Origin of the sequence: Nocardiopsis camelliae (assembly GCF_028993595.1) — a bacterium.
GTDB classification, from domain to species: domain Bacteria; phylum Actinomycetota; class Actinomycetes; order Streptosporangiales; family Streptosporangiaceae; genus Nocardiopsis; species Nocardiopsis dassonvillei.
In genome coordinates, this window is sequence record NZ_CP118614.1 from 4,190,843 (window position 1) to 4,202,106 (window position 11,264).

The 11,264-nt window shown below is 67.0% G+C and carries 14 protein-coding genes and 1 pseudogene; 10 read left to right on the top strand and 5 right to left on the bottom strand.

The features are described 5' to 3' along the window. Positions 1-454: 454 nt before the first annotated feature. Both PV789_RS18300 and PV789_RS18305 read left to right on the top strand, forming a co-directional pair. A complete protein-coding gene (locus PV789_RS18300; protein WP_274973783.1) occupies positions 455-661 on the top strand; it encodes a hypothetical protein in 207 nt (68 codons plus the stop codon). After that, entirely contained in the window at positions 658-1,362 is a 705-nt protein-coding gene (locus PV789_RS18305; RefSeq protein WP_274973784.1) for a DUF6518 family protein, read from the top strand. Before PV789_RS18300 ends, PV789_RS18305 begins: the two co-directional genes overlap by 4 nt. Before the next feature lie 121 nt (positions 1,363-1,483). Here PV789_RS18305 and PV789_RS18310 read toward each other — a convergent pair whose 3' ends face one another. Then, a complete protein-coding gene (locus PV789_RS18310; RefSeq protein WP_274973785.1) occupies positions 1,484-2,137 on the bottom strand; it encodes a hypothetical protein in 654 nt (217 codons plus the stop codon). 569 nt (positions 2,138-2,706) lie between these two features. Between PV789_RS18310 and PV789_RS18315 the strand changes: the two are divergent. Further along, a pseudogene (locus PV789_RS18315) lies at positions 2,707-3,072 on the top strand (HIT family protein); the annotation flags it as partial. 57 nt (positions 3,073-3,129) lie between these two features. Here PV789_RS18315 and PV789_RS18320 read toward each other — a convergent pair. Together PV789_RS18320 and PV789_RS18325 are read right to left on the bottom strand one after the other, a co-directional pair. Further along, positions 3,130-3,339, bottom strand: a complete 210-nt coding sequence (locus tag PV789_RS18320) for a DUF397 domain-containing protein (RefSeq protein ID WP_274973786.1) — start codon at positions 3,337-3,339, stop codon at positions 3,130-3,132. A 28-nt stretch (positions 3,340-3,367) separates the two neighbouring features. Beyond that, complete coding sequence (locus tag PV789_RS18325) at positions 3,368-3,901, bottom strand: DUF6879 family protein (RefSeq protein ID WP_274978172.1); 534 nt, start codon at positions 3,899-3,901, stop codon at positions 3,368-3,370. Positions 3,902-4,011: 110 nt separating this feature from the next. On the opposite strand from PV789_RS18325, the gene PV789_RS18330 reads away from it, so the two are divergent. The 5 genes from PV789_RS18330 to PV789_RS18350 all read left to right on the top strand — a co-directional run bounded on the left by PV789_RS18330 (position 4,012) and on the right by PV789_RS18350 (position 8,727). After that, entirely contained in the window at positions 4,012-4,869 is an 858-nt protein-coding gene (locus PV789_RS18330; RefSeq protein ID WP_274973787.1) for a helix-turn-helix domain-containing protein, read from the top strand. A 93-nt stretch (positions 4,870-4,962) separates the two neighbouring features. After that, positions 4,963-6,084: a hypothetical protein gene (locus PV789_RS18335; protein ID WP_274973788.1), complete on the top strand. Its 1,122-nt coding sequence runs from the start codon at positions 4,963-4,965 to the stop codon at positions 6,082-6,084. Continuing rightward, entirely contained in the window at positions 6,077-7,006 is a 930-nt protein-coding gene (locus PV789_RS18340) for a phosphotransferase (protein WP_274973789.1), read from the top strand. The genes PV789_RS18335 and PV789_RS18340 overlap by 8 nt, the downstream gene beginning before the upstream one ends. Further along, entirely contained in the window at positions 6,930-8,042 is a 1,113-nt protein-coding gene (locus PV789_RS18345) for a hypothetical protein (protein ID WP_274973790.1), read from the top strand. Before PV789_RS18340 ends, PV789_RS18345 begins: the two co-directional genes overlap by 77 nt. 103 nt (positions 8,043-8,145) lie before the next feature. Continuing rightward, the gene (locus PV789_RS18350) at positions 8,146-8,727 is read left to right on the top strand and encodes a GNAT family N-acetyltransferase (RefSeq protein ID WP_274973791.1); all 582 of its coding nucleotides are present in this window, start codon (positions 8,146-8,148) and stop codon (positions 8,725-8,727) included. An 81-nt stretch (positions 8,728-8,808) separates the two neighbouring features. Here PV789_RS18350 and PV789_RS18355 read toward each other — a convergent pair whose 3' ends face one another. Continuing rightward, positions 8,809-9,318 carry a hypothetical protein gene (locus tag PV789_RS18355; RefSeq protein WP_274973792.1) on the bottom strand — a complete coding sequence of 170 codons (510 nt, stop codon included), beginning with the start codon at positions 9,316-9,318 and terminating at the stop codon, positions 8,809-8,811. Next, the gene (locus PV789_RS18360) at positions 9,315-9,857 is read right to left on the bottom strand and encodes an ATP-binding protein (RefSeq protein ID WP_274973793.1); all 543 of its coding nucleotides are present in this window, start codon (positions 9,855-9,857) and stop codon (positions 9,315-9,317) included. The genes PV789_RS18355 and PV789_RS18360 overlap by 4 nt, the downstream gene beginning before the upstream one ends. A 376-nt stretch (positions 9,858-10,233) precedes the next feature. Between PV789_RS18360 and PV789_RS18365 the strand changes: the two genes are divergently transcribed. Further along, on the top strand, positions 10,234-11,076 hold the full coding sequence (locus tag PV789_RS18365; RefSeq protein WP_274973794.1) for a DUF5753 domain-containing protein: 843 nt from the start codon (positions 10,234-10,236) through the stop codon (positions 11,074-11,076). 1 nt (position 11,077) lies between these two features. Continuing rightward, a complete protein-coding gene (locus PV789_RS18370) occupies positions 11,078-11,251 on the top strand; it encodes a DUF397 domain-containing protein (RefSeq protein ID WP_274973795.1) in 174 nt (57 codons plus the stop codon). Positions 11,252-11,264 lie beyond the last annotated feature (13 nt).

Below are 11,264 nucleotides of genomic sequence, written 5' to 3' on the forward strand. Positions count from 1 at the left end.
CCTTTCGGGACCAAAGCCCTGTCTGGGGGCGGACGGCCGAGCCAGGTCAACCCGAAGGCCCCCGCCGCCGTCACATCATCGAGAGTCTGCTGCGATGGCATCGAAAATAACATACACATCTACCTTGTGAATGTTGTTAACAATAAAGCTTCAGTTGTCGCAACGGCACCCGACAGACCGGATGAACGTGGCGGGCCTCCCGGTTCTCGGCACTGCGGAGAAGACGCGGCGCCGCCCCGACAGACGGCTCAGGCTCTTCGGCGACTCCGCGCACGGCGCTGTGCCGGAGCTTTCCGAGGATCCCCGGCGCGGTCCCGGCGGTGTTCGGTTGCGGCAGCGCACACGCCCGCTTCGTTCAGAGCGGTTCGTGGAGGAAGCCCGCCTTCTCCAACAGGGCGATGTGATCGGTGCCGAGGCCCTCCGGAAAGGCGCTCACGTCCGGGTGCGGAGCCCGGTGCAGCGGCGCACGGGTACGCAGCAACCCGAGGGGTTCGAGGCCCCGCTACACGACGATGGGTTCTTCGAGAACCCGGACAACCCCGGCGATGAACTGGGCGACAGACTCGACCCCGAAGCGGGCACCGGCCGCAGCGGGTACTTCACGGACGAGGAGACGCTCAGCTGTCTGGGCGAGGTCCTGACAGGAGGCGCTCCCCAGTGAACACGGACCCCACCCCTTCTCCTCACAGCGGGCAGGCGGGCGGAGAGGACAGATCCCGGCAAGAGCCCCCCTCCCCCATCCGCGACTTCCTGGATCGGCGCCTGGGCCCGTTCCTGGCGCTGTCCGTGGGAACGGGCCTCATCTGCGGAGCGCTCGCGGTGTTCGTCGACGGCCTCAGCTCCGAGAGGCTCCCGTTCCTGGAATGGGCCGTCGGCCTCTACGTCACACCGCCGTTCCTGATCGGTCGGACCGCGGTCCGTTCCCGGTCGGCGGCCATCGCGGGTTCGGTCACGTACCTGTCCGCCGTTCTCGGGCACCTGGCAGCCGGCGACTACGGCATGCGGGAGTACTGGGTCTGGGTGCTCGTCGGGTCGGCCACGGGGGCGCTCCTGGGGTTCCTCGGCAACAGGTCCCGGTCGCGCGCCACGGGCGTCAGGGCCTTCGCTGTGGGCTTTCCCCTCGGGCTGATCTCGGTCTTCCTGTGGGTGAGCGCCCGGGCGTACGCGAGGTCCGACGGGGAGGCGGTCTACCTGGGCGTGCTTCTCCTCGAAGGGGTCCTGGCACTGCTCCTCCTGGCGCTGTGCCGCGGATGGGCCGCCCGGGGTGCGTCACTGGTGTGGGCGGCCGTGCTGAGTGTCCCGTTCGCCTTCGGCATGTTGTCCGTGTTCTCGCTCGTGTGGTTCGCGAGCGGAGACTACTGAGACCCGTGCGCAGGTAAGCGGGTGATCCACACCGGGGTGTCGGGGATCGGAACAGGACCCGGCCCGGGGGAAGGCCCTTCTGAACAGATCGAGCGGTGCGAAAGGCCGCTGGAACGGCGTCCTACTGCGGGGCGAGGCTCTGGTGGAGCATGAGGGTGACCGCGTCCTGGAGGACGCCTCGGCCCAGGGGGAGCAGACACGCACGGACGACTTCCGGATGTCGAGCCGGGTCCGGGCAGATGAGGACGGCGAGTATCCGCATGACGAGGAGGAGCTCGCCCGGCCGCCACAGGGCGAGGAACACGGCGGCGCACTCCCAGACCGCTTCCAGAGCGGTGTCGGCGATCAGCTCCTGAGCCGGGCCCCAGCCCGGCGGCGCCTCCTCCTGGAGCAGCTCGCGTGCCTGAATCGGAATCTTGTCGACGGCCTGGTCCACCCGGTCGAAGGCACCGACCAGAGCAGCCAGCAGGGAGCACCAGAAGTGTCCGGGCAGGGCCTCGGCGACCCGCGCCAGTTCGGGGTTTCGAACAGCACGACGGGCTGCCTCGCTCTTGACCATGCTGAACACCTGGGTGTTGAGCAGGCCGCCGAACTCCCGGATCCTGTCCACCCTGGCGGGGCGCGCGGCGAGGTGGTCGGCCACGCCGACCCTGGCGACCTCCACGGCGCAGTCGAGCATCCGCGGAGTGGGGGCGGCCAGGTGCTCGCGTCTGGTCTGTTCGTCGGAGCCCACGGCGGCGTACCAGTCCTGTTGGGCGCTCTCGCGGCGAACCACGCGCTCTTCGGGAGGTCTGCGCGACAGTTCGAGGTGACCGGGCCAGCCGTGCAGGCTTCCTCCGCAACCGGAGCACGAGCACCCGGGCTTTCGGGCGTTCGCACAGGCGTGGTTGTGCACCACAGTGCCTCCGGGGGTCGACGGCCTACCAGAGGAGGCAGACCGTCTCCACTGTCCACGGTGGCGGTGGGACCCGGTATCACCCGGCGGGTGACTCCGTGTGGGCGCTGGTGTCAGGAGAGTGTGGCCCGGTGGACAGCGCGGGAGGTCTGGGTTGGCACTCCCCCGTGACGGAGGTACGCGTCCGTGAGCTGTGCGGCGCGCCCTCCCGAGGACAACGCCGAACTGGCCGCGCTGGACGTGCTGCGTCACCTGGAAGGGTTCGGCACACCGGCCTCGTTGAAACGCCGCGTGGGAGTGTGGTCGCACGACCCCGCCCTCGACTGGCAGGCGGCGGAGCGCTCCCCCACCTGCCCCACCTACCCCACCTGCCCTACCTGCCCTACCTGCCCTACCTGCCCTACCTGCCCTACCTGCGCCGATGCTGTTCCGTCCCGTGGAGGAGTCCGATGAACACCGACCGCGTCCCAACGTGCGTCTTCTGCGAGATCGTGTCCGGGCACGCGCCCGCGCTCCGGCTCCGGGAGGGCACCGACCACCTGGCGTTCCTGTCGATCTTTCCCAACGCCGTGGGGTTCTCCGTCGTCGTCCCCAAGGCCCACCGCACCAGCTACGTGGTCGATCTGGAGCCGTCGGAGTACGCGGCCCCGCACCTGGCCGCCCGCGAGGTCGCCCTCCGACTGGACGCCGCCTTCGACGACGTGGCCCGCACCGAAATCATGTACGAGTGCTACGGAGACGACCACGCCCACACCAAGCTCTTCCCCATGTACGGCACCACAGGCAAGGCGGGCGAGAACTGGCGCGAGGCGGCCCCAAAGGAGACGCCCCGCCGTCGTCACGTCCGCTGACTCAACAGCGGCACGGACGGCTCAGAGCGCTCCGGGGTGGTTGCGCACGGTCCCGCACATGAACGCGAGCCACTCCACAGGAGCGAGCAGTACAAGTGCCTCTCGCGGGTTCTTGGAGTCACGGAGGCCGACCGTGTCGGGGGTATGAGCGGTGATGGCGACCTCGACGCAGTCACCGGTTCCGCTTCCGCTGGCCTTACGGAAGTCCGCGTCGTCGAACGGGGAGTTCATTCCTCTGCCTCCTGAGTTACTGATCGCGTCAGATCTGCGGCGCGAGTCCGACCTTGGACATGTACCGGTGCAGGGGGACCGCATGGGCCAGGACAGCTTCGCGGCGGCGCACGTGCTCCCGGAGGGTTACGGGGTCCGTGGTGACCTCCACATGCCTGAGTGCGCCGTCGTCGCCGTAGACCATGACACCTGTGCGGTCGTCGTCGAAGAGCCAGTAGTCCTCGTCGGGTACTTCCAGCTCCTTCGCGACAGCACGGGGCAGGATGCCGATCTCCTCCCCCGCCCTGGCGTTCGAGGGGTAGGCGCAGGTCATCTCGAAAACGAGGTACTCCGACAGCGGTTCGTCCACCACGTGCACGCGGCGGAACAGGGCTCCCCTGCCCCTGACGGAGCGCACCCGCTCAGCCCATGGTTCAAGCCAGGACGGGTCCTGGGGTCGGTTCTCCCGGAAATTCTCCAGAGGCGCACGTTCGCCCTTGGAGTCGTAGAAGTTCAGGGTCTCCATCCGGAAGACCTGGCTTCGGAAGTCGTCGAAGGTGTGGAGGAAGTCGGGCATCGTCATCACGGTCACTGCGGCACTCCAGGGGTTGGTGACAGCCGTGGACACGTTAGTCTGAACTACCTCTTCGAACAGTCAGCATCCGAGACTGGAAAGACTCGAACAGGAATAGTATGGAGGGATCCGTGTCCGGGGGCAAGGGAACTGACAGCGCCAGACAGGAACTCGCCGCCCTACTGCGAACCGCCAGGTTGGACCGTGGTCTGTCGGGGCAGGAGCTGGCCGATGTCCTGGACTGGTCCCAGTCGAAGGTCTCCAAGATCGAGAACGGCCGCACCAGGCCCTCCACCAGTGATGTCGAGGCCTGGTTGGACGCCTGCCACGCCCCGCAGGAGGTGGCTCGAAGGAGCCTCGAACTGACCGAGGCCGCCCTGGTGGAGTCCCGCCACTGGAGAGCGGTACACGCCCGGGGACTACGCTCCGGTCAGGACGGGGTCCGGACGCTGGAGCAGCGCGCCGACACCGTTCGCTCCTTCCAACCCTCCCTCGTTCCCGGCCTGCTCCAGACTGCTGAGTACGCACGACAGGTACTGAGCGCCGTCAACATCTCCGGTCAACGCGACGTTCCCGAGGCCGTCGCCGCGAGGATGCGCCGCCAGGAGGCGCTCTACGACCCTGAACGGCGCTTCGAGTTCACCCTCACCGAGGCCGCGCTGCGCTGGCACCCCCATGACGCCGACCTGCTGCCCGCGCAGTGGGACCGCCTGCTGTCGATCGCCACCCTCACCAATGTCATGCTGCGCGTCCTGCCACTGGCTTCGCCCTTGGGCCACCTACAGAGCAACGGGTTCTTGCTGTTCGAGATCCCCGACGAGCCCACCGTCATCGTCGAGACGTTCACCAGGGAACTGGCGCTCACCGAGTCCGAAGAGGTCGGACAGTACCGCCACATCCACACCGTTCTCACCGAGCACGCCCTGGACAAGGAAGCCAGCCGCGACTACCTCGGGAACCTCGCAGCTTCCCTGTGACCCCTGGACAACGGAAACCCGTTGACCTCCCCCACATCCGGCTCTAGTCTCATTTCAGTCTTACATGAGTCTCAGTCAGTTCAGGAGGTGGCGGTGATCCTGTTCCTCAACGGCCCCGTGCAGAACGGTGACTTCACCTTCCGCGATGCTCCCGGCAAGGCCGTCGGGGTTCACCTGGCGGAAGTACTCGACGACACGCTCGGCCTGCGGCGGCCTCCGCACCTGTGGAACACGGTCACCCTGTCCGGGGATCTACGGCACGGCAGGGACCGTTCCCCGGCCGAACGAGTGGAACTCGAACGCCGGGCTCTTCTCCACAAGTACGGCTCTGATCTGCCCTCACCCGCGAAGATCCTCACCGATGCCGACCCGGTCGTTGCCGCCTTGGCTCTGGACATGATCGACGCGGGACTCTCCCAGGGCTCCTTGCGCATCGAGAGGACAGCGCTCCAGGAGTGCGTGTCCTGCGGACACATGGTCGGTCCCGTCGCGGACCGGTGTACCGCGTGCGAGGGAGCACGGCTGCGTACGCGCCGGGCCTGGCACCTCGTGCACGACCTGGTCGGGAAGGGCTCGTCCCTGTCAGAGGTCCTCCACGGACACCACCGCAAACGCCCCCGACATCTGGAAGCCGTGCTCCGACAGACGCCCCGTCGTCTCCTGCTGTCCCGCACCCGCGCCCACGGAATCCGTCTGGACGCGCTGGGACTGGACGGGCTCGCGTTGGACCCGAGAACCGGCCTGCACGTGACCGTACTGGCCGCCGCTCGGAGCGCTGGTGCCGCCGAGGTGGCCATGACGGCGACCGCGCGCGCCATCGCCCACATAGCCGCCCACGGGATCGGCTTCACCTCGTGGCAGGGGCACCGGCTGCGATATGCCGTTCACGGCCGTATCCCCTACGAAGCCCTGCCTGCCCTGGAGAAGGTGTACGCCTTCCACCGGGTGACTTCCCAGGAACGTCAGGCGTTCGAGAGCCGTTTCCTCCCACTGATCGCCTGGCACAACAAGGACCGAACCCATCCCGGCCAGTTGCCCCCACTCCTGAAGTACTTCCTCAAGGTGCACCGGAACCCGCCCGTCTCCGCGGTCTCCGAACGGCTCAACAGGGTACGGGAGGAGATCAACCGAGGAGGTACCTCCTGGGTGATGGACAAACACCTCCTGGCCGTCGCCGTGGAACAACCCGTGGAAAGGACAGCAACCCTTGTCTGACTGGGAACTGGTCACGTCCAGAACCGCCGCGAAGGAGGGCGCCGTCTGGTACTCGCCCAGCAAGCGGCTCTACAAGCGGACGGGCGGACCTGAGGTCGAGGAGGAAGGCAGACACCAGCGTCTTCTCGCTGATCTCGGATTCCCCGTTCCCCGCCCCACCGAGGTGGGAGCCGCCGGTGGAGAGCACCACTTCACCGAACCCGAAGTGGGCACACACAGCCTCCACGACCTGGCGATAGCTCAGGCAGCAGGTAGCGGCGGGGAAATCGACGACGCGCTCGTCGACACCGCGGCGGAGATTTCCGCACGGCTGTTGCGCGCCCAGGCCGACAACCCGGTCCAGGGCACGGGGACCCACACGCGGTCGTGGTTCTGGCGGGCGGGGTTCGTCGACGAGGTCTTCGCGGAGAACCCGGACCTGGACACGAAGGAGATCCGGGTACTCATCGACACCGCAGTCGAACGGCTCGCACGGCTCCCTCTGTGCCACGGCCACTTGGACTACGGATTGCCCAACGCCTTTCCCGGCTCCGTCATCGACTGGCAGCACCACGCCCCGGCACCGCTGGGTTACGACGTCTACCCGATGCTCGACATCGCCGCCTTCAAGGGAGGAAACCGGGGTTACGTCTTCACCCCCGAGCAGAGGGCGCGCTACACCAGCGCTCTGGATGACGTGGCACAGGGGTGTGCGGGCGGGGATCTGAGCCCTCACCTGGGCGACTTCCTCCTGGCCAAGTGCTTCTTCTTCCTCGCCCGCATGCGACCGAAAGCCGGTTCCCGACCCGACAAGCACCGCAAATGGCACTATCGCCGAACACTCCTCATTTTGAGCGCAGAGGAATATGCCGACACACGCAGGATCGACACCGCAGCCTTCCCTTCCCTCGCCGACTTCGAGCCCCGAGATCCGGGTACGTGACCGCGACTACCTCCTCGACCGCCACGGGATCGTCTTCAAGGTCATCGGTGACGTGCACCCCGACACCCACTACCTGGGGTACGTGAAGTACCACCCGCACTCGCGAGGCGACCGTGTCCTGTTCGGGCGCTCCTACCAGCAGAACAGCGTCGTTCCCAAGTCGTTCGGAATCCTGGCGCGCAGACCGGAGTGCTATGTGTACTCCGACGTGATCGGCAGCGTCATCACCGGGGTTCCGCGTCGGGACGTCGTCCACCACTACTCCGCGCGCCATGCGCTCACCGAGTTGCACCATGGCATGTCCAGGGAGGCCGAGGTGCTCGGTGTCGGCGGGGATCTGCTGTCCGTCGTGAACCGCATCGCGGAGCGGGGGCAGCTTCCTCTCTTCGGTATCACGGGCTCGTTCCTGGTGGGATGCGCGAACCGTTGGTCGGACATCGATCTGGTCAGCTACGGTTCCGAGGGTTACGAGGCGGCACAGGAGCTCTTCGCGGACCGGGACGTCATCCGCGCCTACGAGGGTGAGCACCTGACACGCCTGTACCTGCGCCGGGCGAAGTACATGGAGGGCAGCCGGTTCGAGACACTCATCGAGCAGGAGAGCCGGAAGTTGCAGGGGATGACCGCGGGGACGGGCGCGCACATCAACTGCGAGCCCCTGCGCTCCGACAGCCCTCGGAGTCTGGACACGATGAGCGCGAAGGAGATCGGTGAGATCACCCTGCTGGCCACGGTGGCCGACCATTCCGAAGGTGTGCTGACCCCCGCGCTCTACCGGATCAGAGTGGACAGGGTCCTGCACTCGACCGTGGACGAACCCGAGTCCTTCGCCGACAAAATCGTGCATCTGAGGTCGTATCTGGGCGCGTACACGGGGGCCTTCCGCGCGGGGGACTCCATCCACGTGATGGGGAGGCTCGTCCACCTGTCCCACGAGGGCAAGGACTCCTTCGGGGTGGAACTCACCCCGTGGACGGCGAGCAGGTCCTACCTCGCCGGTATCGCTCCGAGCATGGCCGCCCACAACGGTAGTTGAATCACGTCTGGCGTAACAGGACCCGAGAACAGAGAACGTGTCGACCGCCGTCCGGTCACCGAGTCCGACGACATCACCGACTACACACCCTTCGAGGAGTCCTGTGAGTGACACCGCCGAACCGGCCCTGTGGGCTGAAGCCGAGGGCATCGCCCTGGGAGCGTTGCGCGCCGACCTGGCACACGAGTACTGGCGGTGGGAGAGCGATCCAGGTGCGGTGCTGGGCTACGGGCGGCAGGTCCCCGAGAGCGCCGAGTCCCGCGCCGAGGGGCTGGAGCACCAGCTGCGCGGCGCACCCGACCAAGCCCGCTTCACCGTCTACGACGTGCGCGGGGGTGAACCGGTGCCGTGCGGGCTGGCCAGTCTGCTCATCGATCACCAGGTGCGCACAGGCGAGTTCATTCTCGTTGTGGCGCCCGAGGCCCGTGGGAAGGGTGTGGGCACCGCGGCGACGCGGTTGACGCTGGACTACGCCTTCCACGTCATCGGGCTGGAGATGGTCTGGCTCAAGGTGTTGGAGCCCAACACAGCAGGCCGTAACGCCTACGCCAAGGCGGGGTTCCGGGAGGTGGGCACCATGCGCAGTGCCGGACAGTGGCGGGGACGCCGCTGCGGCGAGGTGGTCATGGACGCCATCCCTGAGGACTTTCCCTGGCCGTCGGTGCTCGTGAACGCAGACGGCTGAGACGGGAGGAAAGTGACGGCCGCGCCGGCCCCCGATCCGGCGCGGCCTCCTGATGTGGTTCGAGTGCGGGACGCTTCCCCGCTACAGCAGGACCGTGGCCAGGTGGTGGGCCAGGGCTCCGGTGCTGATGGCGAGGGTGTAGGCGGCCAGCAGGCGGGCCGGGCCGGTGCTGCCGAGGTAACCGAAGCGACTGGGCTTGCGGCGGCGGCCGTGCGGACGCTTGGAGCGGCGGCGCGGCAGGGGCGGGCGCTCCCGGCGGGACGGGAACGGTCCGTCGTCGGGGGCCGGGCGCGGACGCGGAACCGCGGGTTCGGGTGGGCGCTTCGGCTGTGTGGCGGGCTTGCGCGGGCGTTCTTCCGGGCGTTCGGTGGTTCGAGAGGCGCGCTCGTCCAGCCGGGCGGCGTGGACGTGCATCCAGGGCGGAAGTTCGCCGTGGGCTTGGCGGTAGGCCACGCGGGGGTTGCCCTCCATCTGGGCGAGCAACCGCTGTTCCCGGGTGAGCGGGGTCGGGTAGCCGGGCTTGGAGAAGCGGCGTCCCCGGGGCGCGTCCAGCACCGCGCGCACCCCCGAGGACACCGTCTCGGCGGTCATCGGTCAGCCTCGGCAGTCGCGGTGTCGCTGGCGGGGGTGAGGGTGAACTCGGCCCACACGATCGTGCCCAGGCCTCCGCACGACGGGAAGTCCACCACGGCCCGGGTCCCCCAGCGCGTGGCCAGGGAGTCGATGAGCAGCAGACCCCGGCCGCGTTCGGCCTCCTCCCACTCCTCGGACGTGCGCTGGCGCGGGATCTCCGGGAGGGAGGGGGCCGACTCCCGTACGCCGTCGTCGACTACCGACAGGTGGAGAGTGTCGGCCGTCGGCATGGACAGGACCCGAATGACTCGGCCATCCTTCTGGCCGGAACGGGAGTGGTCGACGCCATTCGCAAACATCTCGCTGGCGCACAACACCACAGTGTCGACCAAGTCGGGGCACAGGCCCTCCAGGCTGAACAGGTCGGCGCGCAGGTCCTCACGCACCCACGCGGTCTGGGAAAAGTCGCCGGGGTAGAGGCGGGAAGCCCAGCGCCGCCCGGCGAAGCCCGGGGTGGGGGTGTGGAACGGCGCGCGGGGACGCGGCACAATGGTCATGACGCACAACTCCTCATGCACAGGGGTTCTTGTGTTGTCGATCTGGGCTCTGGGGGCGCTGCAATCGCCCCCAGAGCCCGTTTTCGTTTGGCCACCCTCAGTAGACGGCCGTTCCAGCGGTGAGCTGCTGCCCCCGCCGATGACCAGGTCAGATTCCGACGTTTACTGCGTTGCCCCTCGCTCGCTTCAGCCTTCGGAGAACCCGCCTTGCGCAGACCCTGGCTGGGCGCTCACAGCCGTGAGGCGAGAGCGAAGCCTCGGGACTGTGCCGTCTTCTGCCCTGCTGACACTAGGATGGACTCATCAATTGATGTAATCAAGCAGGATTCCTAAATTGATGAGTATGTCTGTTTCGTCTCCCGCTAGCATCTCCCCCATGGTTAAGAGGTCCTCACCGACTGTGCGCCGTCGTCGCCTGGCTCGCGAGCTCCGCAGGCTTCGGGAAGCCGCAGAGATGTCAACCACGCAGGTCACGCGAGAACTCGGGTGGGCCGCAGGGCGGATCAACCACCTCGAAAACGGAAGGCACAGAACCGACCCCAGCGCACTCAGAGACCTCATGCGCCTCTACGGGGTGAAGGACACCGACAGGGTTGACGCCATCCTTGCCCTGGGACGGCAGGCCAGAGAGAAGGGCTGGTGGCACAGCTACAACAACGTCCTGGACGCGGACTACCTCGGGTTCGAAGCTGAGGCTTCCACCGCCAGCGTCTACCAGCCAGCCGTCATTCCCGGCCTGCTGCAAACCGCCGACTACGCGGCGGTTTCAGCGCGGGTAAGCGGAGCAGTCACTGAAGCGGACATCGACCACGTCGTCACAGCGCGGTTGGAGCGACAGAAGCTTCTCCACGACGATCTGAACCTCATGGCCATCATTGACGAGTGTGCGCTTCTGCGCCTTGTGCGCTCCCCCGAGGTCGCCGAAGAGCAGATTACGCACCTCATCAAACTTGGTGAAGGCGTCAACCGAGTCACGCTACAAGTGCTACCGCTCAGCGCTGGGCTGCATGCGTCTATGGGATCCGGCTTTGTCATCCTGGACTATGCCGACAAATCAGACCCCTCGCTCGTCTACCTGGAAGGACGCACCAGAGGCACGTTCCTGGAGCAAACCGAGGAAGTCGACGACTACCGTCAGGTTCTCGCTTCCTTGATGCGTTCGGCCCTGAGCGAGAGCGAGTCGATCAAAACACTCAAGCAACTCTTGAAAGAGACCTGACATGGATTTTCGCAAGTCCTCCTACAGCGCTACGGAGAGCCACTGCGTCGAGGTAGCTGATCTGGGGAAGGAGAGAGCCATCCGAGACACCAAACACCGTGAACTGGGCGCACTCTTCTTCGGCGCTGATGAGTGGCGCGCCTTCATCGGTATCACTCGGGGCGACTTCCGCTAGAGCCACGAAAACA